Raw genomic sequence first — 25,502 nt, forward strand, 5'->3', positions numbered from 1 at the left:
GCTACGTGGAATCCTTAGGGCGTATGATTTATGTCCTCTCCCCTGACGGGGAGAGGGTGTAGGGAATGAGTCCGTTTACGACGGCATCGCAATAGCCTGCTTCTCTTCGAGCAGTTTTTCCACGACGCCCGGATCCGCCAGTGTTGACGTATCGCCGAGGTTGCTGGTATCGCCCGCGGCAATCTTGCGCAGGATACGACGCATGATCTTGCCCGAGCGGGTTTTCGGTAATGAATCGGTCCAGTGGAGCACGTCCGGCGTGGCCAGTGGGCCAATCTCTTTGCGTACCCAGTTGCGCACCTCCGCATACAGCTCCGGCGTCGGCTCTTCACCGTGATTGAGCGTGACGTAAGCGTAAATCGCCTGACCTTTGATGTTATGCGGAATACCGACCACGGCCGCTTCGGCGATTTTCGGATGCGATACCAGCGCCGATTCGATCTCTGCGGTCCCCAGACGATGGCCAGATACGTTCAGAACGTCGTCCACGCGGCCGGTGATCCAGAAGTAGCCATCTTCATCGCGACGAGCGCCGTCGCCGCTGAAATACATATTTTTGAAGGTGGAGAAGTAGGTCTGTTCAAAGCGCTCGTGGTCGCCGAACAGAGTTCGCGCCTGTCCCGGCCAGGAGTCGGCGATGGCCAGGTTACCTTCGGTCGCGCCCTCCAGCGGAGTGCCTTCATTGTCGACCAGCACCGGCTGCACGCCGAAGAACGGACGCGTGGCGGAACCCGCTTTCAGCTCAATGGCGCCCGGCAGCGGAGTAATCATGAAGCCACCGGTTTCAGTTTGCCACCAGGTATCCATCACCGGACATTTCTCGTTGCCAATCTTCTTCCAGTACCACTCCCAGGCTTCCGGGTTAATCGGCTCGCCGACCGAGCCCAGAATACGCAGAGAAGAGCGATCGGTGCCTTCGATGGCCTTATCGCCTTCCGCCATCAGCGCACGGATCGCCGTCGGCGCGGTGTAGAGAATATTGACCTTGTGCTTATCGACGACCTGACACATCCGCGCCGGCGTCGGCCAGTTCGGCACCCCTTCAAACATCAGCGTGGTGGCGCCGCAGGCCAGCGGGCCGTACAGCAGATAGCTGTGGCCGGTCACCCAGCCTACGTCGGCAGTACACCAGTAGATGTCGCCCGGATGGTAGTCGAAGACATATTTGAAGGTGGCGGCGGCATAGACCAGGTAGCCGCCGGTGGTGTGCAGCACCCCTTTGGGCTTACCGGTTGAACCGGAGGTATAGAGGATGAACAGCGGGTCTTCCGCATTCATCTCTTCCGGCTGGTGCTGGTCGCTGGCTTGCGCAATCAGGTCGCTCCACCACAGGTCGCGTCCTTCCTGCCAGTCGATTTTGCCGCCGGTGCGTTTAAGCACAACCACGTGCTCGATGCTTTTCACGTTCGGATTTTTTAACGCGTCGTCGACGTTCTTCTTCAACGGAATTGCGCGTCCGGCGCGCAGCCCTTCATCGGAAGTAATGACCAGACGCGAGTTCGAGTCAATGATACGTCCGGCAACCGCTTCGGGAGAAAAACCGCCGAAGATCACCGAGTGAATCGCGCCGATACGGGCGCAGGCCAGCATGGCGACGGCGGCTTCCGGCACCATTGGCATATAGATAGCGACGACATCGCCCTTTTTAATGCCGAGGTCGAGCAGGACGTTAGCAAAGCGGCAGACGTCGTGATGGAGCTCGCGATAAGTGATGTGTTTGCTCTGGCTGGCGTCGTCGCCTTCCCAGATAATCGCGGTCTGGTCGCCGCGTTCGGCCAGGTGGCGATCGAGGCAGTTAGCGGCAAGATTCAGCGTGCCGTCTTCATACCATTTAATAGAGACGTTGCCCGGAGCGAATGAGGTGTTCTTCACGCGCGTATAGGGCCGCATCCAGTCAAGGATTTTGCCTTGCTCACCCCAGAACGCATCCGGGTCGGTGACAGACTGGTGATACTGCGCCTTGTACTGTTCCGGGTTAATCAGGCAGCTGTCCGCAATGTTAGCGGGAATAGAGTGCTTATGTATTTGGCTCATGGCTTTTTTTCTCCTGTAGGTTGTTAAATATATGTCAAGTAAACGTTAAGAGTAGGGTCTTTCACGGCTTTGTTTGCTATTTGGGGGACAGATCACGCATTGATTCAACTGAATGAAAATCAATCAAATGAAACTTTGAAGTGAAATAATTTCAGAAATGTATTTATAGAAATGGAAGCTATGAAATTTTTTTTATAACAGATACTTATGCAACGGAAGTGGGGAAAGTTAGCGAATTTATGCAGAAACCCAGAGAAAAGCCCTGTTCTTAAACGCTTGCGTAGCATGCCGTGCAGATGATACTGATACCGCGCGTTAAAAAACCCCATAGAGCAACGCAACACAATTCATATCCCTTTCAGTGGGCATCATGACTTCCGGGAATGGTGCCTCTCATTGAGGAAGTCAGTAGTGAAGAAAAAAACAAAAGTCAGCCTGGCCTGGCAGATTTTGCTGGCCCTGGTGCTGGGTATTCTGCTGGGCAGCTATCTGCATTACCATGCCGACGGTCGTGATTGGTTAATTGCGAATTTCCTGACGCCGGCGGGTGATATCTTTATCCACCTGATCAAGATGATCGTCGTTCCGATTGTTATCTCGACGCTGGTTGTCGGGATTGCCGGCGTTGGCGACGCGAAGCAGCTGGGCCGAATCGGCGCGAAAACCATTATCTATTTTGAAGTGATCACCACCGTGGCGATCGTGCTGGGGATTACCCTGGCCAACGTCTTCCAGCCGGGTAGCGGCATTGATATGTCGCAGCTGGCCGCGGTGGATATTTCGAAATATCAAAGTACAACGGCAGAGGTGCAAAGCCACGCTCATGGCCTGATGGGAACGATACTGTCACTGGTGCCGACCAACATTGTCGCGTCGATGGCGAAAGGCGATATGCTGCCGATTATCTTCTTCTCGGTACTGTTCGGTCTGGGACTCTCTTCGCTGCCGGCGACCCATCGTGAACCGCTGGTGACCGTTTTCCGCTCCATTTCCGAAACCATGTTCAAAGTGACCCACATGGTGATGCGCTATGCGCCGGTCGGGGTGTTTGCGCTGATTTCGGTGACCGTTGCCACCTTTGGCTTCGCCTCGCTGTGGCCGCTGGCCAAACTGGTTATCCTGGTCTACTTCGCGATTCTGTTCTTCGCGCTGGTGGTGCTGGGGATCGTGGCGCGGGTATGCGGATTAAGTATCTGGATTCTGATCCGTATTCTGAAAGACGAGCTGATTCTGGCCTACTCCACCGCCAGCTCCGAGAGCGTACTACCGCGTATTATTGAGAAGATGGAAGCCTATGGCGCACCGGCTTCTATTACCAGCTTTGTCGTGCCGACCGGCTACTCGTTTAACCTCGATGGCTCAACGCTGTATCAGAGTATCGCGGCGATCTTTATTGCCCAGCTGTACGGTATTGACCTGTCGCTGTGGCAGGAAATCACCCTGGTACTGACGCTGATGGTAACTTCGAAAGGGATTGCCGGCGTGCCGGGCGTCTCCTTCGTGGTGCTGCTGGCGACGCTGGGGAGCGTAGGGATTCCGCTGGAAGGGCTGGCCTTTATTGCCGGCGTTGACCGTATCCTCGATATGGCGCGTACCGCGCTGAACGTGGTGGGCAATGCGCTGGCGGTGCTGGTGATTGCCAAGTGGGAGCACAAGTTTGACCGCAAGAAAGCGCTGGCCTATGAGCGTGAAGTGCTGGGCAAATTTGATAAAACGGCGCAATAAAATGCAAAGCCCGGCGCGACCGCGTCGGGCTCAGCGTGTTGACAAAGCGTGCTTAAATTGCCCGGCGGCGCTGCGCTTGCGCGGGCCGACAGAGCGTGTGCAAGTGTTGAGACTGCGGGTGTTGTAGGCCGGGTCAGGCGTCAGCCGCCACCCGGCAAAACGCGGGCACCGGGTTCCAACAGGTTTATCAACCGTCTCAAAGCCCGGCGCGACCGCCGGGCTTTTTCTTATCTTTTACTTATCCTGTCGAACTCTTCGCAGCCGGTATCAAACCCCTCCTGACAGCTGACATTGAGCCAGTGCAGCGCTTTCTGCTGGTTGGGTTCGATAAAGCCTTGTTCTCCCTGCAGGAACATCATCCCGGCCCAGTATTCGGCATAACCGGTACGGGACAGCGAGGAGCTGCGTTTAAAATAGTCCGTTGCCCTGGCGTCATCCTCTGTCATCTGGACGCCGCTGGCGTAAATCAGACCTAACAGCATCTGGGCGTCGACGGCGGAGTCGCTTTCCGGATCCTGGGCGGCATCCTGTAGCAGGGTGATGGCATGTGAATAGTCCGTCGGCCCGGCCTGATGGTTGACCAGCACGCGGGCCAGGATAATTTCGCCAGCCTTGCTGCCAACCTGCACCGCCTTCTCCGCCAGCTCTCTGGCCTGTTTGTAATCGGCCTGCTGCGGGTTGCGGATTTTCAGCTGGGCCAGTAGCGCCAGCGCATCCCCGTCACCGTTATCGGCCGATTTCTGCGCCCAGTATTCGGCCTGCTGATAATCACCGTAACTGACGTAGGTATCGGCAAGATAGTACTGCGCCCGCGGATCGCCGGCTTCCGCCTGGTGTTTGTACTGGCTGCCGGGATCCGTGGCACCCGCGGCAAGAGAGAACAGCATCAGAAGTAAATAGAGGTATTTCATTTTTTATTATCGGTCAGGAACACAGCGCGCAGTATAAAGGGAGGTGAAAAAGAAGAAAATGGCGGCGGCTGCCAGGTTCGATAAAAGTGGGCTGCGCCAGCTATCCCGCAACCCGGATGGCGAAAATGCGCCCCCGGCCAGCATTATGTGGCCGGGGGCGCCGTCTGCCTTAACCCATTGCGCTTTCGCGCAGGCGGGCTTTCAGCCTGGTGTACTCATCAATCACATACTGCTCGGCGGCGCGCTGGTCGGCGATGCGCTCAACGTTCACGGCACAGTACTTGTACTCCGGCGTTTTGGTTATCGGGCTTAAGTTCTCCGCTACCAGCTCATTACAGGCGCCAATCCACCACTGATAGGTCATATAGACCGCCCCTTTATTCGGACGGTCGCTGACCTGTGCGCGGGTGATAATGCGGCCTTTACGTGAGTTCACCCACACCAGCGCCTCATCCTCAATACCCAGTCGCGCGGCATCGGCGGTATTGATTTGCGCATAGCCCGGTTCATCCGCCAGCGCGGCCAGCGCCGCGCAGTTGCCGGTCATGGAGCGGCACGAATAGTGGCCTACTTCCCGCACGGTGGAGAGCACCATTGGATACTCCTCGGTGAGCTTATCGATCGGCGCAACCCAGTCGCAGGTGAAGAACTGCGCCAGGCCGTTCGGGGTGTCGAACTTCTCTTTAAACAGATAAGAGGTCCCCTGGTCGGCGTCGGACTCATCGCGGCACGGCCACATCACATAGCCCAGCTCGCCCATTTTCTCGTAGGTGGCGCCGTAAAAGTCCGGGCACAGATGCCGCAACTCGTCCCAGATCTCCTGGGTGTTGTTGTAGTGCATCGGATAGCCCATCCGGGTGGCGATTTCGCTGATGATCTGCCAGTCGGTTTTCAGGTCCCACTTCGGCTCTACCGCCTTAAAGAAGCGCTGGAAGCCGCGGTCCGCTGCGGTATAGACGCCTTCGTGCTCGCCCCACGAGGTGGACGGCAGGATAACGTCGGCCGCCGCGGCGGTTTTGGTCATGAAAATATCCTGGACAATCACCAGCTCCAGCTCTTCAAACGCTTTACGCACGGCAGAGAGTTCGGCGTCGGTCTGCAGCGGATCTTCGCCCATAATGTACGCTGCCCGTACTTCACCGTGCGCCGCGCGGTGCGGCAGCTCGCTGATGCGATAGCCGGTATGCGCCGGCAGGCTCCCGACGCCCCAGGCTCTGGCGAACTTCTCGCGGTTCTCCGGGAATTTCACGTATTGATAGCCCGGATAGGTGTCCGGCAGCGCCCCCATATCGCAGGCGCCCTGCACGTTGTTCTGGCCGCGCACCGGGTTGACGCCGGCGCTCGGCTTGCCGAGGTTGCCGGTGAGGATCGCCAGGCTGGTCAGCGAGCGCACGGTCTCCACGCCCTGATAGAACTGGGTCACGCCCATGCCCCACAGGATGGCGGCGGATTTCGCGCCGGCATACATCCGGGCACAGGCGCGGATCGCCTGCGCGCTGACGCCGGTGATGGCTTCCACCGACTCCGGCGTATAGCCTTCGACGATTTTACGATACTCCTCGAAGCCCTCAGAACGGCTGGCGACGAAGGATTTATCGTAGAGATCCTCTTCGATAATGACGTGGCCGATGGCGTTGAGCAGCGCGATGTTGGAGCCGTTTTTCAAGGCAATATGCATATCGGCAATGCGCGCGGTTTCAATCTTGCGCGGATCGCAGACGATAATCTTCGCCCCGTTGCGTTTGGCGTTAATCACGTGATTCGCCACAATAGGGTGTGAGTCGGCCGGATTGTAGCCGAAGATAAAGACGAGATCGGTGTTATCAATCTCCGTGATGGCATTACTCATGGCGCCATTACCGACCGACTGGTGCAGACCTGCAACCGAAGGGCCGTGTCAGACGCGAGCGCAGCAGTCGACGTTATTGGTACCAATAACGGCGCGCGCGAACTTTTGCATCACATAGTTAGTTTCGTTCCCCGTCCCGCGGGACGAGCCGGTGGTCTGAATGGCGTCCGGACCGTACTTCGCCTTAATGGCGCTGAGACGGGTCGCGACGTAGTCGAGCGCCTCCTCCCAGGAGACGGATTCCAGTTTTCCGCCACGCTGACGGCGGATCATAGGGGTTTTCAGGCGCGGGGTGAGGATTTGGGTATCGTTAATGAAATCCCAGCCATAATAGCCTTTCAGGCACAGGGTTCCCTGGTTGGTTTTCCCCTGTGCCGCCTCAGCCCGGACGATTTTGCCGTTATCGACCACCAGGTTGATTTTGCAACCTGATGCGCAATACGGGCAAACCGTGACGACTTTTTTCATCGGTCTTGCTCCAGTTCATCAATGGGCGCATATGCGCTATCACGCCGTCAATATGCATCTTCTATGCCATGTTTTCATTATGGGTATTGACTGATGATACGTCGATTTTTTGGGCTAAATGCTGACGAAAAGCAGGGCGTCGTCAGTTTTGACGTGTCGAAGGGCGGTGAGATGTGACATGGATTGAAGAAACGCGATCCGGTAATGGATTTGTCGAGGGGGCTTTGCTGAATTAATCAGACAGAGATCGTTCCGTGCGGGCAGAGGCAAGTAATGAAACCGGTCATTTTGGTTGTGGATGACGACAGCGCGATTGGCGAACTGCTTAGCGATGTGCTCAGTGCGCATGTTTTTGACGTGCTGCTGTGCCAGACCGGCAGCGATGCGCTGGCGGTAGCGGCCCAGCGGACGGATATCTCGCTGGTGCTGCTGGATATGATTCTCCCCGACACCAACGGGCTGCTGGTGCTGCAACAGCTGCAGCGTAGCCGACCTGATTTACCGGTGGTGATGCTGACCGGCCTCGGCAGCGAATCCGACGTCGTAGTCGGGCTGGAAATGGGCGCCGATGATTATATTGCCAAGCCGTTCAACTCCCGGGTGGTGGTGGCGCGGGTGAAAGCGGTGCTCAGACGTAGCGGTGCGCTGGGTGCCGAAGGCGCGAGCGGCGGCACGGGATTGCTCTTTAACGGCTGGCGGCTGGATACGTTTCGCTGCGAGTTGTTTAACTCGCAACAGCAAGCGGTGCCGCTGACCCAGGGAGAGTACAGCCTGCTGCTGGCGCTGGCGCAAAACGCCCGCCGGGTGCTCAATCGCGAGCAGCTGTTGGCCCTGACCCATAGCGAAAGCACCGAAGTCTTTGACCGGACGATTGACGTGCTGATCATGCGCCTGCGGCGCAAAATCGAACCGAATCCGCATCAGCCGACGCTGATCAAAACCCTACGCGGTCTGGGCTATGTGTTCGCCGCGGATGTTATCCACGGCGACAGGGCGGCGTAGCCCCGGCAGACGCGGGGCCAGCGGGGAGACAGGACTCTTACTTCACGGTCCAGCCTTTGTAACTGCCGATATTGTTTTTATCGATCAGGGTCACCGGGATCAACACCGGTGCGGCCGGTGCCGGTTTCCCCTGCAGAATGTCATAACCGATCTCTACCGCTTTCGCCGCCATGACCTGCGGGTCCTGCGCCGGCGTCGCCACAAACAGCGAGTTTTTACGTTTCAACGCCTCTTCACCGTCCGGACTTCCGTCGACGCCAACGATAAAGAACTCATGACGCTGCGCCTGTTTTGCCGCCAGATCGGCGCCGATCGCGGTCGGATCGTTGATGGCAAAGACGCCATCGATCTTCGGATTCGCCGCCAGCAATGAGGTCATAATTTCCAGACCACCTTCACGGCTGCCTTTCGCGTTCTGGTTGTAGGAGAGCACTTTGATATCCGGGTGGCGTGCAAACTCGGCCTGGCAGCCTTCGACGCGGTTCTGCACAGCGGAAACCGGCGGCCCGTTGATAATCACGACATTCCCTTTGCCTTTCAGGCGGTCGGTGATGTATTTACAGGCCATTTCTCCCGCCTGAGTGTTATCAGAGGTGATGGTGGCATTGGCGCCTTCGGCGGCCACGTCCACCGCAACCACCACGATCCCGGCATCTTTCGCGCGTTTTACCGCAGGGCCAATCCCTTTTGAGTCGGCGGCGTTGAGGATAATCATGTCGACTTTGGCGGCAATAAAGTTATCGATCTGCGCCACCTGCTGACCCAGATCGTATCCGCTGGAGACCAGCGTCACTTTCACATTGTCTCCGGCCAGCTTACGGGCTTCCAGCTCCGCGCCTTTGGTGATTTGTACAAAGAACGGGTTGGCTAAATCCCCCACCGTGACGCCGATTGACTTCAGCTCTTTGGCCTGGGTAAAGGGCGCTGCGGCAAGCAACGCGCCGGCACAGAGTGCGGTTACTACGGGTTTCAAACGCATGCTGTTTTCCTCTGTCTGTAGGGTATTGTTGTTATGCACTTTGATGGTGTCGGGTACGGTATTTGTCGATCAGCACCGCAATGATGATCACCGCCCCTTTGATCACCAGTTGCCAGAAATAGGAGACGCCCATCAGCGTCATGCCGTTATTGAGCGTGGCGATAATCAACGCCCCCACCAGCGTGCCGGTGATAGTGCCGATGCCGCCGACGAAGCTGGTCCCGCCGAGAATAACGGCGGCGATGGCATCCAGTTCATAACCTACGCCGAGGTTGCCGTTCGCGCTGTACAGCCGCGAGGCGCTCATGACGCCGCCCAGCCCGGAGAGCAGGCCGCTCATGCCGTAAACGAACAGCAGCACCAGCCACACTTTGATCCCCGTGAGCCTTGCCGCCTGCATATTGCCGCCTACGGCGTAGATATGAACGCCAAGGGTGGTGCGGCGCAGAATGAACCAGCACACCGCTACCACCATCAGCGCGATCACCACCAGCCACGGAACCGGCCCGAGGTAATCGTTGCCGATCCATTCGAAGCTGATATCGGAGTTAATCACCGTGGTGCCGTTGGCCAGCAGATAGGCGGCCCCGCGTAGGGCTGTATAGGTCCCGAGCGTCACGATAAACGGCGGCAGCCCGGCGAAGGCGACCAGCGCGCCGTTAAACAGGCCCAGCAGCAGGCCGAGCATCAGCGCCGCCGGAATGGAGAGCAGGGAGAGCTCCGGCATCAGCGACACCACCATCGCCGCCACCGCGGTGGTGCCGAGAATCGAGCCGACGGACAGATCGATCCCCCCGGTCAGAATGATGAAAGTCATCCCGGCGGCGAGCACGATGTTGATCGACGCCTGCCGGGTAATATTCAGCAGGTTGCTTTCGGTAAAGAAGTTGGGGGCGATAAAGCCAAATACCGCGACAATCAGGATTAAAATCGGCAGGATACCGACCGTTTGTACCAGATCGCCCATCAGGATTTTCTTCGCTGATACCGATTTTGCCACCGGCTGCGCGGCGGTCTCTTTCTGTGTTGTCATGGTGATACCGCCTTAAGGTGAGAGTCGTTTACGCCGGTGGCCAGCGTCATAATGCTTTCCTGGCTGATGTCGCCGGCCTGGAGTTCGCCGGCGATGCTGCCTTCGCGCATGACGTAGACCCGGTCGCTCATGCCGACCACTTCGGGGAGTTCGCTGGAGATCATCAGGATGGCCACCCCCTGGCGCGCCATCTGGGTCATGATGCGGTAAATCTCGCTTTTGGCGCCGACGTCGACGCCGCGCGTCGGTTCATCAAGCAGCAAAATGCGCGGACCGATGGCGACCCAGCGGGAGATCAGCAGCTTTTGCTGATTGCCGCCGGAAAGGCCGCCGGCCCGCACCTGTGCGTGCGGCACGCGAATATTAAGCAGGGAGATCGCATCGTCGGAGAGGGTCTGCGCCTTTTTGCGATTGAGCATACCCCAGCGGGCATCCCGTTCGAGGGTGGCCATGGTGATGTTCTCCTGCGCCGCCATTTCGAGGAACAGCCCCTGCTCCTTGCGGTTTTCGGTGAGAAAGCCGATACCCAGCTCGATGGCTGCACGCGGAGAGTGAATGACCACCGGTTCGCCGTCGATCTCGATGACGCCGCCGGTGGCCCGACGCACGCCGAAAATCAGCTGCGCCAGCTCCGAGCGGCCGGCGCCGACCAGACCGGCCAGACCGACGATTTCCCCGGCCCGTACCACCAGACTGCTGGCTTTCACTTTACCGCCGTCGGTCAAATCCTCTACCCGCAGGCGCGGCTGACCGGGCGGAATATCGCGCTCTTTATTGAACAGGTCGCTTAACGGACGGCCGACCATCATTCGCACCAGTTCGGAGGCGTTGAGCTTGTCGCGGGTCAGGCTGCCGACGTACTGGCCATCGCGCAATACGCTGACGCGGTCGGAGAGTTCATAAACCTCCGCCATGCGGTGGCTGATATAGATAATGGCCATCCCTTCATCGCGCAGGCGCAGAATCAGCTCAAACAGGCGCTGGGTCTCACGGGAGGAGAGGGCGGCGGTGGGTTCATCCATCACCAGGACCCGGCTGTTGCGATGCAGGGCGCGGGCGATCTCCACCTGCTGCTGTTCGGCAATGGTCAGGGTCATCACCCGGTCGCTGGCCTTAAACTGAGCGCCGAGACGATCTATCACCGCCTGGGCCTGATTAATCATCTCTTTGCGCTGTACCAGCCCGCCGCGCGCCAGCTCGCTGCCGAGGAAAATGTTCTCGGCGACGGTTAAATTCGGCGCCAGCTGCATCTCCTGGTAAATCAGAGTGATCCCGGCGGCCAGCGCATCTTTTGGCCCTTTAATAGCGTGCGGCCGTCCGTCGATCAGGATCTCGCCGCTGGTGGCGGTATATGCCCCCGCGAGGATCTTCATCAACGTGCTTTTGCCGGCGCCGTTCTCCCCCATTAAGGCGTGGATCTCACCGGGCCAGACCGTCAGATCGACGCCTTTCAGCGCATAAAACTTGCCAAAGGCTTTGGCAATATTGCGCATGGATAGTACCGGTGTCCCCTGCATGGCGGCTCTCCTGCGAGTGTGATCGAGAATCGCAGTGCACCACACGACGATAAATACAAAATGTCAGACGCCGTTCATATTTGTCATATTGATGAATAGTTAACCTGGCTCACAATTACGCGATGCGGCTCTCCCGGTCAGGGTCAGCAACCGCCAGGATAAATAAAAAGATCGTGGAGCTGACCATGCCATCCCATCGCTACCCGTTTTTCACCAGCGCTCGCGGGCGTCTGCTGTCGTTTAATTTGCTGATGGTTGCGGTCACGCTGATGGTGGCCGGCGTAGCGCTGCTGGGGTTTCGCCATGCCAGCCTGCTACAAGAACAGGTGCAGCGGCAGACGCTGGATGATATGACCGGCAGTATGAATCTGGCGCGCGACACCGCGAACGTCGCCACTGCGGCGGTTCGCCTCTCCCAGGTGGTCGGTGCGCTGGAGTATAAAAGCGAAGCTGAACGCCTGCTGGCGACCCAGCAGGCCCTGAAATATTCACTCTCGCACCTCGCCGCCGCGCCGCTGGCGCAACAGGAACTGACGCTGGTGGCCAGTATTATTCGCCGCAGCAATGAACTGCAGCAGAGCGTGGGCGGCATGCTGGAACGCGGTCAGCGTCGTCATCTGCAGCGTAATGAACTGCTCAGCTCGCTGTATCAGAACCAGAGCTATCTCCGGCATATTCAGGATCTTAACGATCGGCATGGCGCAGACGCGATCGATCCCCGGCCGCTGGCCGAGATGGATCGGCTGATCGTTGCGGCCATCCATACTTCGACGCCGCGATCGATCGTCCAGCAGCTGGATAAGGTGAGAGGTTTTCTGCCGACAACCAGCCGCGATCCTACGCTGGCCGCGATTCTGCAGGATTTCAACGGTGAGCTGGCCAGGCTGGAGCCGCTCTCGGCGCAGCTGGAGGAGAGCGATTTGGCCATCGGCTGGTATATGTTTCACATTAAGGCGCTGGTGGCGCTGCTCAACAGCGATATTAATCAGTACGTTGCCCGCGTGGCGCAGGCGTCTGAACTGCGGGCGGCACAGAGCCATCAGGAGCTGCGCTCTATCAGCATGTTTATTTTGCTGTCGGCGCTGCTGGCGCTGGTGATAACCGGCTTCGCCGGCTGGTATATCTACCGTAACCTTGGCTCCAGTCTGACCGCTATCTCCCGGGCGATGTCGCGCCTGGCCCACGGCGAGCAGGATGTGTCTGTCCCGGGGCTCCAGCGACGCGATGAACTGGGAGAGCTGGCGCGCGCCTTCAACGTCTTTGCCCGCAATACCGCGTCATTGGCCCATACCTCTCAGCTGCTGAAAGAAAAAAGTACCCTGCTGGAGACCACCTTTCATGCCATGCGCGACGGCTTCGCGCTGTTTGATAATCAGGGGCTGCTGGTGGTGTGGAATCCGCAGTATCCGCTGCTGTTAGGGCTGGCAGCCAATGACCTGCAGCGCGGCATTCACTATCAGCAGCTGCTGGGTCAGGCCGCCCCTCTGGCGGAACATATTCGTGACAACCTGTCCCGTCCGCTACCCAAACCCCAGGAGCTACAGCTGGCGAGCGACCGCACCATTGAGCTGCGCTTCAGCCCGGTTCCCGGGCGGGGGCTGGTGAACGTGGTTCTCGACAGGACCGAACGCAAAGGGCTGGAGCAGGCGCTGGTACACAGCCAGAAAATGAAAGCGGTCGGCCAGCTGACCGGCGGCCTGGCGCATGATTTTAATAACCTGCTGGCGGTGATTATCGGCAGCCTTGAACTGGTTCAGCCGCAGGACGCGGACGTGCCGCGGATCTCCCGGGCGCGAAAAGCCGCAGAACGCGGCGCGCTGCTTACCCAGCGGCTGCTGGCCTTCTCGCGTAAGCAGTCGCTACACCCCAATGCCGTGGCGATGAAACCGCTGCTGGAGAATCTGGGCGAACTGATGCGCCATTCTCTGCCGACGACGCTGAGTCTGGAGATTGAGGCACAGTCACCCGCGTGGCCGGCGTGGATTGACGTCGGCCAGCTGGAAAACGCCATTATCAATCTGGTGATGAACGCTCGCGATGCAATGGAAGGGCGTTCAGGGGTAATTAGGCTGCGCACCTGGAACCAGCGGGTGGCTCGCAGCGACGGGCGGCGGCAGGATATGGTGGCGCTGGAGGTGATCGATCACGGCAGCGGGATGTCGCAGGAGGTCAAAGCCCAGGTGTTCGAACCGTTCTTTACCACCAAACAAACCGGCAGCGGCAGCGGTCTGGGGCTGTCGATGGTCTATGGTTTTGTCCGCCAGTCCGGCGGGAGGGTGGCCATTGAGAGCGCGCCGGGCCAGGGGACAACGGTGCGTTTACAGCTGCCGCGCGCGGCGGTACAGGCGCCGAGCGGTGGCCCGCTGCCGGAAGTCGAGCAGACGGTGAGCGGTGAGCGGCTGGCGCTGGTGCTCGAGGATGAGGCCGATGTGCGCCAGACCCTTTGTGAACAGCTTCATCAGCTCGGCTGGTTAACCCTGGAGGCCGGGAACGGAGAGCAGGCGCTGCAGTTACTTGAGGCTTCGACGGAAATTGCGCTGCTGATTAGCGACCTGATGCTGCCGGGCCGATTGAGCGGAGCCGAGGTGATCAACGAAACCCAGCGCCGTTTCCCGACGGTGGCGGTGCTGCTGATCAGCGGCCAGGATCTGCGTCCGGCGCACAATCCTGCGCTGCCGGACGTTGAGCTGCTGCGTAAACCCTTCAGTCGGACACAGCTGATGCAGGCGCTGCGACAGGTTGTGGCAAATAGCGGCTGCGGGCCAGCGCCGCAGCCCCTTGAGCACCATTAAATGTTGAGGACGATGCGGCAAGAAACTGCACCGCCTGATAAGGCAACGGGCGGCGAATATGCGCTTTTATCATGGCGAGCAGCGCCTCGCGTGGAAACCCGGACATGTCCATCACGCCACCGCCGAGGATCACCGCATCGGGGTCGAACAGGTTGATGCTGGTGGCGATGGCGCGGGCGGCGTGGTGCAGGAGGGCCTGTACAAACGGTTCCTCAGCGGCGTGTAAAAACAGTTCACCAAGCGCATAGCCGCGCGGCTGTTGTTCATACCAGCGTTTGAGCGCGATGCCGGAACAGACGGTTTCCAGACAACCGGGATTACCGCAACCGCAGATGAGCGCGTTGTCGCCCTGCGGGATATGACCCAGCTCTCCCGCCACGCCATGTGCACCTGTCCACGGCCCGCCGTTTAACCAGATGGCGAAGCCCATGCCGGTGCCAAGATAAACGGCTAACACCTGTTGAGCCTGCAAACCATTTTCCTGCACGTCAAATGAGAGCTGGAGATTCACATCGCGGGAAAATTCGACCGGACAGGCCAGCGAATGCTCCAGCTCATCGGCTAGCGTACGCAGGGTTTCTGGCGGTAACGATAGGTTGGGGGTGGAGATAATCGTCCGTTTATCTCTGCTGACCAATGCCGGAAAGCCCATCACCAGGCCGCAGCAATGTGCCTGAAAGCGGTCAAGCTGCTGCTGAATCAACATCGTGATCCCGCTCACCAGACCGTCAGGGGCGATCGCTTCAGCGGTGCGCAGCTTCTCGCAATGCAGAGTCTCGCCCTGTGCGGTTTGCAGGCAAAAGCGGATATGGGTTGCGCCCATGTCCACTCCTGCGACGACTTTACGCTGTTTTTGCATGAGGGAATACCTCGTTTTTGGCCGCCAGAATCTGCTCTGCCATGACCTGCCACGCGTCGTGAATATTGTCGCCGTGGTTAAACAGACCGGAGGTCCCGACGATAAAGACGTCCGCGCCTGCCGCCATCAGTTTTTGATAGGTCGCTTTATTGCACGAACCGTCGATCTCAATTTCGTAGGCCAGCCCTTCACGTTCTCGCCACGCTTTTAGCTCGCCGATCTTCTCCAGCATTTCAGGAATAAAGGGTTGGCCCGCGAAACCCGGATCGACGGTCATCACCGTAATTTTGTCCGCCTTGTGGAGGTAATATTTCATCGTCTCAACCGGCGTTTCCGGATTGAGAATGAGGCCGACCTTCATGCCATGGCGACGAATCTCCTCTATCAGGCGGAAAGCCTGACCGTTAATAGTTTCCGGATGCAGGGTGATAAAGTCTGCGCCCGCCTGCGCCAGCTGGCTGATGTAATCCTGTGGCCGGGTGACCATCAGATGGCAGTCCAGTGGTTTACTGGCCAGCTTCTTCACCTGGCTGACGAAAAACGGCGATAGCGTCAGGTTAGGGACAAAATGACCGTCCATGATGTCGATGTGGAAGTAATCTGCATGCCGATCGATAAACTCGATCTGTTCTTTGAATTTCAGCAGGTCCATACACATTAAAGAGGGGGCAATTTTCATCATAAATTCCTTACTTACTGATAAGACGATCGAGGGCGACAGCCGCGATAATTAATCCACCCATCACCACCAGCTGGTAGTAGGTTTGTACCTGGAGAATATTCAGCCCGTTGTTGATGGTGCCGATGATCAGGCCGCCAATCACCACTGAAAAAATGCGTCCCTTACCACCAAAGAAGCTGGTACCGCCGATAATGGCGCTGGCGATGGCGTAGGTTTCAAAGCCCATTCCGGCCAGAGGCTCCGCGGCGCCGAGACGTGCCGTCGAGACCACTCCCGCCAGCCCGGCGCAGATGCCGGATATAATGAACACCAGCAACATATGGAACTTCACATCGATGCCAGAGTAGAAGGCGGAGTTTTTATTGCCGCCGAGGGCGTAGATATTGCGGCCCAACCGCATCCGGGTGGTCAGGAACCAGAGAATCACGGCCACAATAAGCGAGAAGATGACCGGTACCGGGATCCCCAATACGCTGGCGGCAAAGAAATTGACGAACTCGAAAGAGAAGCCATAGACCGAGTTGGCGTCGGAGATAACCAGGGTGATACCGCGAAAAATCGCGTTGGTACCGAGGGTAATAATGAACGGGTGCAGGCCGGTCCAGTTGACCAGGCAGCCGTTAATCGCGCCTAGCGCGCCGCCGACCAGCACGCCGCCAATCAGCGCTGCGAGGAACGGATCGACGCCTGCCAGCATGAGTTTGGCGGTCACCATGCCGGAAAGCGCCAGAATCGACCCCACGGACAGGTCGATGCCTGCTACCAGAATAGCGAAGAACTCCCCCATTCCGATAAGCACCGTCACCGAGCTCTGAACAAATATTTGGGTGATATTATTGGTCGTCAGAAAGTATTCCGACGACAGCGAGCCGAAGATCGCGACAATAATCGCGAGGATAAAAAAGGTGCCGTATTTATCCCAGAACAGTGCGAAGTTGAACGGCTTTTTGCCATCAGACTCCCCTTTTACTCTTGCGGCAGTGCCCATACCATAATCTCCTCTTCGCTCATGTCGTCGCGATTGGTCAGAATTTGCGTCAGCCGCCCCTCGCAGAACACGGCGATGCGGTCACAGACGGCGATAATTTCAGGAAGCTCGGATGACACCATCAGAATGACTTTTCCGTCATCCGCCAACTGGCGCATCACTTTATAAATTTCGGCTTTCGCGCCGACGTCGATTCCGCGCGTCGGTTCATCGAAAATAATGACGTCGGGGTTGCAGCATAACCATTTGGATATCAGGACCTTTTGTTGGTTACCGCCGGAAAGTTCGGTGATGCTCTGATCGACAGAATGGCACTTCAGCGCCAGTAATTTGCGCTGTGCCTCCGCCGTTTTACGCTCGTTCTCTTCATGGAACAGCCCCATCGCCCCTTTATAGCCGCCGTGTTTCAGGCTCAGGCTGACAGCCATATTTTGCGCTATAGAGAAATTGCCGAAGAAACCGTTGTCCCGGCGACTCTCCGTGATGTAGCCCATTCCTTTCTTTAAGGCATCGAGCGGCGAGCGCGGGGTAATGGCTTTACCGTTGAGGATGATTTCGCCGCTGCTCCGCTTATCAACACCAAACAGACAATCCATCAGTTCGGTACGCCCGGAGCCCACCAGGCCGGCAAAGCCGAGAATTTCACCGCGATTGACGCTAAAGGAGATATCGCGGACCTTTTTCTTATCCCGGCTGGTGACATTTTTTACTTCGAATACCGTTTCGCGCGCGATATTTCCGCTGTTCTCTTTCATCGCGTTAAAGCGGTTTTGCAACTCACGGCCGACCATCAGACGTACGATATCGTCGTTATTGACCTCGCTGACCATGCCACTGCATACGCTGCTACCGTCCTTCATCACCGTGTAGCGGTCGCAGATCCGGCGTATCTCCGCCAGCTTGTGCGAGATATAGACGATGGCGGTTCCCTCTTTACGCAGCTGGTTCATGATCAGGAACAGGTAGTCCACCTCTTTGTTGGTCAGCGAAGAGGTGGGTTCATCCATGATCAGCACTTTGGCGTCGAGCATCAGTGTCTTAGCGATTTCCAGCATCTGTTTATGGCTGATCGACAGATTCGCGACTTTCTCGTCTAAATCGACCTTTAATCCGATGCGTAGCAGCATCATTGCCGCTCTGATGCGCATCTCTTTCCAGTCGATAATATTGACGCCGCAGATTTTTTTCGTCAGATGGCGGCCGATATATAAATTTTCCATTACGGTTAATTCATCAATGACGCTGAGCTCTTGATAAATAATGCCGATGCCGAGTCTGGCCGCTAATTTATGGTCGAGCTTGTCATAATTAACGTTATTAACCGTGATGGTACCTTTGGTCGGTTCATGTATTCCCGACAAAACTTTCATTAACGTTGATTTACCCGCACCGTTTTCCCCGAGTAATGCATGTATTTCGTGCGGGTAAGCGGTTAAATCGACCGATTTTAATGCGTGAACCGGGCCAAAGGATTTGCCGATCCCCGCCATTGAAATATATGGCGTGAGCATAATAACTCCTTACTTATTTTTACCCTCCTGAATCAGGAGGGTAAGGGGAGAGCATCGGACTCGTTGCTGGAAAATTATTTTGTGACCAGAATAGAATCCACCAGTTTGAATTCTGGTGTTTTATCCAGTGGAATCACCTTGCCGGTTTTTTCGGCATCAACCATCATCTTCAGTCCCGTCGCGCCGATATTGCCCGGATTTTGCGCAATCGTTGCGGTCATCTGACCGGCTTCCACCATTTTACGCGCTTCAGGGATACCGTCAGTGCCGACCACCAGAACCGTCTGGCTTTTGCCGGCGTTGGCTACGGCCTGGGCAACGCCCATTGCCATTGTGTCATTCGCGCAGTAAAAGGCTTTCAGGTTAGGGTTCCGCTGTAGCACGTTAGTGGCAACATCAAGCGCCTTAATGCGATCCCAGTCGGCTGGTTGGCTGGCAACAAGCTTGATCTGACTGGCTTTTTTGAATGCCTCCGTTGCACCGTTACGACGGGCTTCGCCTGACGCGTTACCCGCTTTTCCTTCGATGATGGCAACGTCGCCGCCTTCAGCACCCAGTTTCTCGATAATAAAATCGGCCCCTTTTGCCCCCACCGCGACGTTGTCCGTGGTGACGAAACCTTCAACGTTACCGCCCGCTTTCTTCAGGTTATCCATATCGATTTTTTCATCGAGATTGACCAGATAAATCCCTTTCTTCCAGGCTTTCGCCACGGGCATCACCAGGTTGACCGACGAGAGAGGCGCGAAAGCGATGCCTTTATAGTTCTTATTGCTTAAGTCTTCGAATAGCTGCAGCTGTGATTGAAAATCCCCTTCCGAAGGCGAGGCAAAAATATCGACGCTGACTCCCAGCGTTTTGGCCTCATCTTCAATACCTTTTTTCATATCAACCCAGAAAGGATTTGATAGTGTTTTTAATACCACCGCGTAATCGGCCGCGGCAAAAGCGCTGGTAGATAACATTACGCCCATAGCCGCGCCGCTGAAAATTTTCAGGTATTTATTCATGACAGTATTCTCGGTGTAGGATACAGTAATATTGATCCCACCGTGGTGGGATCGGCGTTTATTATTTACTTCAGCGCTCCTGGTGAAAAGAAATCAACAATGGCGCCGGTTTTTTGCATGTTTAAAGTGGCCTGTTCAATATTTTGTTGGGCTACCGAAACGAAAAAAGCATCTAATAAGGTAAGTTGTAAAATACGCGCTGAGGCGTTCCTCCCTAATAAAGGAGTTTCTGGTGCTGGCGAGCAAATAATAAAATCAGCTAATTTAGCAATCGGTGAATGGTAGCTATGGGTAATACAGATAATTTTAGCACCGTTCTTCTTGGCCAGCTCTACTGCCGATTTAATATCGCTGGTGCGCCCGGAATGGGTGACGACCAGCACGACGTCGCCTTTTTTCAACAATGAGGCCGACATCATCATGATATGCGCATCCGGATATGTCTGGCAGCGCACGCCGATCCGTAAAAACTTATGCTGCACATCGGCGCAGATGGCATTTGATCCACCGGCTCCGTACAGATCGCGCTGGTTGGCCTGGGCGAAGAAACGTGCCGCGCGATGAATTTCATCGACATTAACGATCGACTGACCTTCCATAATGGTACGCAGAGTAATGTTAAAAACCTTATTCACCACGTCCTGAGGTGCTTCATCAAAGGAGAGCTCTGCCGGAAGGACCTGTTCAGATTGCGAAAAATACTCCACCAGGGCGCTACGCAGGTTACGAAAACCGCTAAAACCGAGCAGTTTGGAGACCTTAACGATCATCGCTTCGGAAACCGACAGCGCTTCCGCCACATCTTTAATGGCGGGAGCGTCGCTCAGATTGCCGGGTTTAAGCAACCATTCGACGATTCGGCTTTCGTTTTCGGTCATTCCTTCCTGCTTCATGCGTAGCCAGGGGGCGAGACCGATACCGTTGGGGAGCGAACTGGATTCTGACTGACTCATCGCTTTCTCTTGTCCATAAAGTGAAGACGTCACTATATCACCACAGTCAAAACAGAAAAGATACAATCAACTTCACAAAATTATAAGTTTTATAAAGTTTTGCTTTTTGTAAAGTTCAGGGGTGGTTTTGCGTCGGAGTATTTTTAATTAACTCTTTATAAAACAAGGTTTTTTTAGATTTATCTGTAAAATTTAAAACGATAGTTAATATGAGTCGTCTATTTTTCTCGCTTGATTTGTGAATTTTAGCGAGGTAGAAATGGCACGTCAGGCCGGATTTGTGCCGATTTTCTGGCCGGGTTTTGCGGTTTAAATCACAACTCTATCTATGTTCGTAAAGTAAAAACAGGCGAGGTTAAGTATGAAAAGGATTGCAATTGGCTGTGATCACGTCGGGTTTATCCTTAAAAACGATATTGTGGCGCATCTCCGACAGCGGGGAATCGAGGTGCTGGATAAGGGAACATGGTCACCTGAGCGTACCGATTATCCCCGTTATGCCAGCGCTGTCGCGCAGGCCATTCTGACAGGTGAAGCTGAGGGCGGGATCCTGATCTGCGGCACCGGCGTCGGGATCTCCATAACCGCCAATAAATACCCCGGCATTCGCGCGGTGGTGTGCAGTGAACCCTATTCGGCCCAGCTATCGCGGCAACATAATAATACCAATGTGCTGGCCTTCGGCGCGCGCGTGATAGGTCTTGAACTGGCAAAAATGATTGTCGATGCCTGGTTGGGGAGCGATTATGAAGGCGGACGTCATCAGACGCGAATTGATGCGATTACCGCGCTTGAACAGCCGCGGATTTGAGATTCCTCCGCTACTCGCCGCAACGACCGTTGATTAACGTAGGGCCAGCCCCCTGAAGAGACTGGCTCTATGAAACGTTACTTTACCGCTTTAATCCTCTGCACGCTGTCGCTGAGCAGCCAGCTGGCGCACGCTGACATTATTGACGACGCAATCGGTAATATTCAGCAGGCGATTAGTGATGCCTACAACCCCGGCAATAGCCGCTCTGATGATGATAACGACCGCTATGATGACGGACGTTACCAGGGCAGCCGCCAACAAAGCACCGATCGCCAGCGGCAGTATGACGATCGGCAGCGACAGATAGAGGATCGTCGCCGTCAGCTCGACGATCGCCAGCGCCAGCTGGATCAGGATCGCCGGCAGCTGGAGAACGACCAGCGGCGGCTGGATGACGATTATTAACCGCGCCGTCGTTTCTGGTCGTGGTGACATGGCGCTCACCGGAGTGACATAGCCCTAATCGGGTTACAGATTAATCCAGCACGATCTCCATACCGTCATAGCCGGCCTCAAACCCCGGCGGCAACGGATGGTCCATCATCCAGAGATCAAACTGATGGCTGATATGGGTCAGAATGACCCGCGGGCAGGCCAGCACCTGATTGATAGCGCGTACCGTATTCAAATCGCAGTGGCTGCGCGGCGGCTGCGGGCGCGGCTCATGGCTGCAGTCGATCACGATCGCCTGCGGCTGGTTATTCAGTAAGAATTTGAGCGTCTTTTCCGGTAATCCGGCGGTATCCGACAACCAGGCTACCCGGCTGTGCGCCGACTCCAGCAGATAGCCATACGTCAGCTTCGAGTGATTCAGCGGTAGCGGCGTCACCCGCAATCCCTGTAAGTTAAACACCACAAACGGTTCAACGGTATGGCTGAAATCCAGCAGGCCGGGGTGCTTAAACAGGTCATCGCAGCCTTCAGGATCCGGCGGCCCAAACACCGGGATCGGCGCACCGACGCCCCAGCGCAGCGGGAATAATCCCTGAACATGATCCATATGATAGTGGGTAAGTAAAAACTGCTGAAACTGGCCGGCGGGCCACCGGTCCATCAGGTCGGGTAGCCCGGCATCCAGAAGTGTGACGGCGTCATTGAAGGTCACGACCGCGCTACAGGGGCGACGACGATGCGCCTCATCGCTGCGCGCACGCTGACAGGCTGCGCAGTCGCAGCCGAAGACCGGAACCAGCTGGGCGCCGCCGGTGCCGGTTAAGCGAATAGTCAGGCCCATACTTCCTCCTCACAGCGCTTTTTTAAAACGCAGATGGCTTTGCGTATACCCTTCACGGAGATAGAAACGGTGGGCGTCGGGACGGGATTTTCCGCTGGAGAGCTCCACCATTTGTGCACCGTGTTCGCGGGCTTCCTGCTCCGCCCAGGCCAGCAGCGCCTGACCGACGTGCAGGCCGCGTCTCTGCGGCAGCACCACCAGTTCCTGCACTTCCCCGATCCAGGCGTTGAAATTAAGCGGGAACTGCAACTGTAGCCCAATCAACCCGACCGTCTCCCCCTCCACCTGCGCCAGCTGATAGCGCAGGGTTGGATTTTGCAGGTTCATGGCAAACCCGGCGGTGAAATGGTGGCGATCGTACGCTTTCTGCTTTAATTCGCAAATTAATGCATATACGGCATCGACATCGTCCAGGGTCGGGGCCCGGAGTTCACAGGTAGGCATGTTGATTCTCTTGTCGGGCGTAGTGGCGACGCAGCAGCGTGAGGAACTGGTCGACGGATTGCCCGAGGCTGCCGTTGTTGTTCAACGTCAGACAGTCGGAGGGGGTATAGCGCGCCGCGCGCTCCAGGCGCAGGGCGATCTCCGCTTCGCTCTCTCGCCCGCGCTGTTCCAGGCGCTGGCGCAGCACCTCCGGCGTGACCTGCAGGCAGATGGGCAGCAGGGCGTCAGCGTAGCGCGCCCGGGCCTGAGGCAGATGGGCGCGAGAGCCATTGGCCACCACGTCAAAACCGGCGTGCAGCCACAGGTCAATTTCGATGCCAATTCCGTAGTAATTGTTATTGGCATGCCAGCTCAGGGCGAACAGCTGGCGCTCGGCGCGGTTGAAAAACTCCTGCTTGCTGAGCGCAATATGATTTTCGCTGCCGGCGTTGAACGGGCGCGTAATATAGCGATGCGCCACCAGCAGCCGGGCATTTTCGCGCTGACGTAAGGCCGCCAGCAGGCTATCTTTTCCGGAGCCTGAGGCGCCCACCAGCCAAATCAATTTTCCGCTCATCAGAAGACCCTCTTTCCTTGACGCCAGACGTGGTCAATATGGACATGTTCGCCGCGACGGTGCGCCAGCACCATATCGGCACGCTTACCTTCCGCAATCACGCCGCGGTCGACTAATCCCAGAGCCTGGGCCGGATTTTTACTGACCAGACGAATGGCCTGCGGTAGCGAGAAGGCGTTGTCGTGGTCGTCCGCGATGCGGAACGCCGCATCGAGCAGGCTGGCGGGATAGTAGTCTGACGACAGAATATCGAGCAGGTTGCTGGCCGCCAGCTGGTGGGCCGCGACGTTGCCGGAGTGCGAACCGCCGCGCACGATATTCGGCGCCCCCATCAGCACGTTCATGCCGTGCTGACGCGAGGCCTCTGCGGCGGCTAAGGTGGTAGGAAATTCGGCGATCACGCTACCAAGCTGGTGTGATTCGACGACATGTTCACGGGTGGCGTCATCGTGGCTGGCGAGGGCGATCTTACGCTCGCGGCAGATGGCGGCGATGGTCTCGCGGTTCGGCTGCGACCAGGTCGCCGCCAGCGCCATCTGCTCCTCCTCGAAGCGGTCCATCTCTTCGTTGGTCAGATGATATTTTCCCTGATAGTAATCGCGGTACTTGCTGCGATCGGCGTACTGGCGCTGTCCTGGAGAGTGGTCCATCAGGGAGACCATGCTCACCGGCTCGCGGCCAACCAGCTTCTCAAACAGCGGCAGGGTGGTGTGGTGCGGCAGCTCGCAGCGCAGATGCAGGCGGTGCTCGGCGCGGTTAACGCCGCGCTTTTGCGTCTCTTCGATGGCGTTGATCATCTTTTCCAGATTCTCCAGCCGGTCGCCGCCGTCGCGGACATCGCCAATGGCCACCGCATCCAGCACGGTGGTGATCCCGCTGGCGATCATCAGCGCATCATGGCTGCTCATCGCCGAGTGGGCGGGCCAGTCGACTTTCGGGCGCGGAGTAAAGAATTTGTCCAGATTATCGGTATGCAGCTCAATCAGCCCGGGCAGCAGCCAGCCACCTTCACCGTCGAGCGCCTGCGGTAGCTGGCTCTGGCTTTCGGCAAAGGCGTAAATTCTGCCTTCCTGCACTTCCAGCGACCCGTGCACCACTTCATCCTCGAGAACCAGGTTTACATTATTGATAATCATGCTGTTATTCCCATCGGGTGCAGTCGGTCGGCGACCTGATTGCGGACCGTTTCATCATGGAAAATACCGACGATAGCCGCGCCGCGCGCTTTGGCTTCGTTAATCAGTTCCACTACGGCGGCGCTGTTTGTGGCGTCCAGCGAGGCGGTTGGCTCATCAAGCAGTAAAATCGGGTAGTCCACCGCGAAACCGCGGGCGATATTGACCCGCTGCTGTTCCCCGCCGGAAAATGTGGAGGGCGCCAGATGCCATAACCGTTGCGGAACGTTCAGGCGCGTCAGCAGGCGGGCAGCCTGCGAAGCGCAGGTATCGCGCGCAATGCCGAGGTCGAGCAGCGGTTGCATCACCACTTCGAGGGCCGAGATTCGCGGGATGACGCGCAGAAACTGGCTGACCCAGCCGATGGTGCGCTTGCGGACTTCCAGCACTTTACGCGGCGAGGCGTTGACCAGGTCAACCCATTCGTCGCCGTGGCGGATATGGATATGACCGGTGTCCGGCTGGTAGTTGGCATACAGCGAACGCAGCAGGGTGGATTTGCCGCTACCGGAATGGCCGTGCAGCACCACACATTCGCCATGGCTGACCTCCAGAGAGGCATTCTGCAGCACCGGCAGGCGCACGCCGTTTTGCTGGTGAAGTACAAAGGTCTTACTGACATTTTCAACGTGGATCATTTTAGCCTCGTGGTTTGGGTGCCGGGTGGCGGCTTCGCCTTACCCCGGCCTACGGGTGCTGTGTTCGTAGGCCTTACCCGGCCTTTGGGTGCTGCGTTCGTGGGCCTTACCTGGCCTTTGAGTACTGTGTTCGTAGGCCTTACCCGGCCTGTGGGTGCTGTGTTCGTAGGCCTTACCCGGCCTTTGGGTGCTGTGTTCGTAGGCCTTACCTGGCCTTTGAGTACTGTGTTCGTAGGCCTTACCCGGCCTGTGGGTGCTGTGTTCGTAGGCCTTACCCGGCCTGCGGGTGCTGCGTTCGTGGGCCTTACCCGGCCTTTGAGTACTGTGT

General features: G+C 57.1%; 22 protein-coding genes. 5 read left to right on the top strand and 17 right to left on the bottom strand.

Annotation, left to right across the window (positions count from 1 at the left end):
- Nucleotides 1-75: 75 nt before the first annotated feature.
- The gene (acs, locus tag ROR01S_RS10265) at nucleotides 76-2,034 is read right to left on the bottom strand and encodes an acetate--CoA ligase (protein ID WP_064357656.1); all 1,959 of its coding nucleotides are present in this window, start codon (nucleotides 2,032-2,034) and stop codon (nucleotides 76-78) included.
- 411 nt (nucleotides 2,035-2,445) lie between these two features.
- Here acs and gltP point away from each other — a divergent pair, with 411 nt between their 5' ends.
- Complete coding sequence (gene gltP / locus ROR01S_RS10270; RefSeq protein WP_004856537.1) at nucleotides 2,446-3,759, top strand: glutamate/aspartate:proton symporter GltP; 1,314 nt, start codon at nucleotides 2,446-2,448, stop codon at nucleotides 3,757-3,759.
- 227 nt (nucleotides 3,760-3,986) lie between these two features.
- Here the strand turns inward: gltP and ROR01S_RS10275 are convergent, their stop codons facing one another.
- Both ROR01S_RS10275 and fdhF read right to left on the bottom strand, forming a co-directional pair.
- Nucleotides 3,987-4,670 (bottom strand): tetratricopeptide repeat protein, encoded by a 684-nt coding sequence (locus ROR01S_RS10275; protein WP_004856540.1) that lies wholly within the window; start codon nucleotides 4,668-4,670, stop codon nucleotides 3,987-3,989.
- Nucleotides 4,671-4,839: 169 nt separating this feature from the next.
- Entirely contained in the window at nucleotides 4,840-6,987 is a 2,148-nt protein-coding gene (gene fdhF / locus ROR01S_RS10280; protein WP_081213136.1) for a formate dehydrogenase subunit alpha, read from the bottom strand.
- A 273-nt stretch (nucleotides 6,988-7,260) separates the two neighbouring features.
- Here fdhF and ROR01S_RS10290 point away from each other — a divergent pair, with 273 nt between their 5' ends.
- A complete protein-coding gene (locus ROR01S_RS10290; RefSeq protein WP_015585352.1) occupies nucleotides 7,261-7,989 on the top strand; it encodes a response regulator in 729 nt (242 codons plus the stop codon).
- Between the two features lie 37 nt (nucleotides 7,990-8,026).
- Here ROR01S_RS10290 and ROR01S_RS10295 read toward each other — a convergent pair whose 3' ends face one another.
- The 3 genes from ROR01S_RS10295 to ROR01S_RS10305 are packed head-to-tail and all read right to left on the bottom strand — an operon-like array spanning nucleotide 8,027 to nucleotide 11,518.
- Entirely contained in the window at nucleotides 8,027-8,968 is a 942-nt protein-coding gene (locus ROR01S_RS10295) for an ABC transporter substrate-binding protein (RefSeq protein ID WP_004856547.1), read from the bottom strand.
- 31 nt (nucleotides 8,969-8,999) lie between these two features.
- On the bottom strand, nucleotides 9,000-10,001 hold the full coding sequence (locus ROR01S_RS10300; RefSeq protein WP_004856549.1) for an ABC transporter permease subunit: 1,002 nt from the start codon (nucleotides 9,999-10,001) through the stop codon (nucleotides 9,000-9,002).
- Nucleotides 9,998-11,518, bottom strand: a complete 1,521-nt coding sequence (locus ROR01S_RS10305; RefSeq protein ID WP_048025182.1) for a sugar ABC transporter ATP-binding protein — start codon at nucleotides 11,516-11,518, stop codon at nucleotides 9,998-10,000. The genes ROR01S_RS10300 and ROR01S_RS10305 overlap by 4 nt, the downstream gene beginning before the upstream one ends.
- 185 nt (nucleotides 11,519-11,703) lie before the next feature.
- Between ROR01S_RS10305 and ROR01S_RS10310 the strand changes: the two genes are divergently transcribed.
- Nucleotides 11,704-14,310 (top strand): ATP-binding protein, encoded by a 2,607-nt coding sequence (locus ROR01S_RS10310; protein ID WP_004856552.1) that lies wholly within the window; start codon nucleotides 11,704-11,706, stop codon nucleotides 14,308-14,310.
- Here ROR01S_RS10310 and alsK read toward each other — a convergent pair.
- The 6 genes from alsK to ROR01S_RS10340 form a co-directional block, all read right to left on the bottom strand.
- Nucleotides 14,222-15,169, bottom strand: a complete 948-nt coding sequence (alsK, locus tag ROR01S_RS10315; protein ID WP_064359438.1) for an allose kinase — start codon at nucleotides 15,167-15,169, stop codon at nucleotides 14,222-14,224. The two genes, ROR01S_RS10310 and alsK, sit on opposite strands and share 89 nt — an antisense overlap.
- Nucleotides 15,153-15,848: a D-allulose 6-phosphate 3-epimerase gene (gene alsE, locus ROR01S_RS10320; RefSeq protein WP_004856557.1), complete on the bottom strand. Its 696-nt coding sequence runs from the start codon at nucleotides 15,846-15,848 to the stop codon at nucleotides 15,153-15,155. Before alsE ends, alsK begins: the two co-directional genes overlap by 17 nt.
- 10 nt (nucleotides 15,849-15,858) lie before the next feature.
- Nucleotides 15,859-16,839, bottom strand: coding sequence for a D-allose ABC transporter permease (alsC, locus tag ROR01S_RS10325; protein ID WP_064359439.1), 981 nt, complete (start codon nucleotides 16,837-16,839; stop codon nucleotides 15,859-15,861).
- Nucleotides 16,818-18,350 (bottom strand): D-allose ABC transporter ATP-binding protein AlsA, encoded by a 1,533-nt coding sequence (gene alsA / locus ROR01S_RS10330; RefSeq protein ID WP_064359440.1) that lies wholly within the window; start codon nucleotides 18,348-18,350, stop codon nucleotides 16,818-16,820. Before alsA ends, alsC begins: the two co-directional genes overlap by 22 nt.
- Nucleotides 18,351-18,424: 74 nt before the next feature.
- Nucleotides 18,425-19,360, bottom strand: a complete 936-nt coding sequence (gene alsB / locus ROR01S_RS10335) for a D-allose transporter substrate-binding protein (protein ID WP_004856564.1) — start codon at nucleotides 19,358-19,360, stop codon at nucleotides 18,425-18,427.
- 65 nt (nucleotides 19,361-19,425) lie between these two features.
- The gene (locus ROR01S_RS10340; protein ID WP_004856567.1) at nucleotides 19,426-20,313 is read right to left on the bottom strand and encodes a MurR/RpiR family transcriptional regulator; all 888 of its coding nucleotides are present in this window, start codon (nucleotides 20,311-20,313) and stop codon (nucleotides 19,426-19,428) included.
- 361 nt (nucleotides 20,314-20,674) lie between these two features.
- On the opposite strand from ROR01S_RS10340, the gene rpiB reads away from it, so the two are divergent.
- A complete protein-coding gene (gene rpiB / locus ROR01S_RS10345) occupies nucleotides 20,675-21,124 on the top strand; it encodes a bifunctional allose-6-phosphate isomerase/ribose-5-phosphate isomerase RpiB (RefSeq protein ID WP_064359441.1) in 450 nt (149 codons plus the stop codon).
- Between the two features lie 69 nt (nucleotides 21,125-21,193).
- Complete coding sequence (gene yjdP / locus ROR01S_RS10350) at nucleotides 21,194-21,532, top strand: DDRRRQL repeat protein YjdP (RefSeq protein WP_048025186.1); 339 nt, start codon at nucleotides 21,194-21,196, stop codon at nucleotides 21,530-21,532.
- Nucleotides 21,533-21,602: 70 nt separating this feature from the next.
- On the opposite strand, the gene phnP is transcribed toward yjdP, so the two are convergent.
- Genes phnP through phnL form a run of 5 tightly spaced genes read right to left on the bottom strand, consistent with a single transcriptional unit; the run spans nucleotide 21,603 to nucleotide 25,174 of the window.
- A complete protein-coding gene (gene phnP, locus ROR01S_RS10355) occupies nucleotides 21,603-22,361 on the bottom strand; it encodes a phosphonate metabolism protein PhnP (RefSeq protein ID WP_004856574.1) in 759 nt (252 codons plus the stop codon).
- 9 nt (nucleotides 22,362-22,370) lie between these two features.
- Nucleotides 22,371-22,805: an aminoalkylphosphonate N-acetyltransferase gene (gene phnO, locus ROR01S_RS10360; protein WP_004856576.1), complete on the bottom strand. Its 435-nt coding sequence runs from the start codon at nucleotides 22,803-22,805 to the stop codon at nucleotides 22,371-22,373.
- Nucleotides 22,792-23,361: a ribose 1,5-bisphosphokinase gene (phnN, locus tag ROR01S_RS10365; RefSeq protein WP_004856577.1), complete on the bottom strand. Its 570-nt coding sequence runs from the start codon at nucleotides 23,359-23,361 to the stop codon at nucleotides 22,792-22,794. The genes phnO and phnN overlap by 14 nt, the downstream gene beginning before the upstream one ends.
- Complete coding sequence (gene phnM / locus ROR01S_RS10370) at nucleotides 23,361-24,497, bottom strand: alpha-D-ribose 1-methylphosphonate 5-triphosphate diphosphatase (RefSeq protein ID WP_064359442.1); 1,137 nt, start codon at nucleotides 24,495-24,497, stop codon at nucleotides 23,361-23,363. The genes phnN and phnM overlap by 1 nt, the downstream gene beginning before the upstream one ends.
- Nucleotides 24,494-25,174 (bottom strand): phosphonate C-P lyase system protein PhnL, encoded by a 681-nt coding sequence (phnL, locus tag ROR01S_RS10375; protein ID WP_004856582.1) that lies wholly within the window; start codon nucleotides 25,172-25,174, stop codon nucleotides 24,494-24,496. Before phnL ends, phnM begins: the two co-directional genes overlap by 4 nt.
- Nucleotides 25,175-25,502 lie beyond the last annotated feature (328 nt).

Origin of the sequence: Klebsiella ornithinolytica NBRC 105727 = ATCC 31898 (assembly GCF_001598295.1) — a bacterium.
GTDB classification, from domain to species: domain Bacteria; phylum Pseudomonadota; class Gammaproteobacteria; order Enterobacterales; family Enterobacteriaceae; genus Klebsiella; species Klebsiella ornithinolytica.

Coding starts and splice junctions, on each gene's coding strand:
- alsB (WP_004856564.1), bottom strand. CDS start 19,360: ATGAATAAATACCTGAAAATTTTCAGCGGCGCGGCTATGGGCGTAATG.
- ROR01S_RS10310 (WP_004856552.1), top strand. CDS start 11,704: ATGCCATCCCATCGCTACCCGTTTTTCACCAGCGCTCGCGGGCGTCTG.
- ROR01S_RS10290 (WP_015585352.1), top strand. CDS start 7,261: ATGAAACCGGTCATTTTGGTTGTGGATGACGACAGCGCGATTGGCGAA.
- ROR01S_RS10305 (WP_048025182.1), bottom strand. CDS start 11,518: ATGCAGGGGACACCGGTACTATCCATGCGCAATATTGCCAAAGCCTTT.
- yjdP (WP_048025186.1), top strand. CDS start 21,194: ATGAAACGTTACTTTACCGCTTTAATCCTCTGCACGCTGTCGCTGAGC.
- acs (WP_064357656.1), bottom strand. CDS start 2,034: ATGAGCCAAATACATAAGCACTCTATTCCCGCTAACATTGCGGACAGC.
- phnL (WP_004856582.1), bottom strand. CDS start 25,174: ATGATCCACGTTGAAAATGTCAGTAAGACCTTTGTACTTCACCAGCAA.
- phnO (WP_004856576.1), bottom strand. CDS start 22,805: ATGCCTACCTGTGAACTCCGGGCCCCGACCCTGGACGATGTCGATGCC.
- alsA (WP_064359440.1), bottom strand. CDS start 18,350: ATGCTCACGCCATATATTTCAATGGCGGGGATCGGCAAATCCTTTGGC.
- alsE (WP_004856557.1), bottom strand. CDS start 15,848: ATGAAAATTGCCCCCTCTTTAATGTGTATGGACCTGCTGAAATTCAAA.
- alsK (WP_064359438.1), bottom strand. CDS start 15,169: ATGCAAAAACAGCGTAAAGTCGTCGCAGGAGTGGACATGGGCGCAACC.
- ROR01S_RS10340 (WP_004856567.1), bottom strand. CDS start 20,313: ATGAGTCAGTCAGAATCCAGTTCGCTCCCCAACGGTATCGGTCTCGCC.
- phnP (WP_004856574.1), bottom strand. CDS start 22,361: ATGGGCCTGACTATTCGCTTAACCGGCACCGGCGGCGCCCAGCTGGTT.
- ROR01S_RS10300 (WP_004856549.1), bottom strand. CDS start 10,001: ATGACAACACAGAAAGAGACCGCCGCGCAGCCGGTGGCAAAATCGGTA.
- ROR01S_RS10295 (WP_004856547.1), bottom strand. CDS start 8,968: ATGCGTTTGAAACCCGTAGTAACCGCACTCTGTGCCGGCGCGTTGCTT.
- phnM (WP_064359442.1), bottom strand. CDS start 24,497: ATGATTATCAATAATGTAAACCTGGTTCTCGAGGATGAAGTGGTGCAC.
- alsC (WP_064359439.1), bottom strand. CDS start 16,839: ATGGGCACTGCCGCAAGAGTAAAAGGGGAGTCTGATGGCAAAAAGCCG.
- rpiB (WP_064359441.1), top strand. CDS start 20,675: ATGAAAAGGATTGCAATTGGCTGTGATCACGTCGGGTTTATCCTTAAA.
- ROR01S_RS10275 (WP_004856540.1), bottom strand. CDS start 4,670: ATGAAATACCTCTATTTACTTCTGATGCTGTTCTCTCTTGCCGCGGGT.
- phnN (WP_004856577.1), bottom strand. CDS start 23,361: ATGAGCGGAAAATTGATTTGGCTGGTGGGCGCCTCAGGCTCCGGAAAA.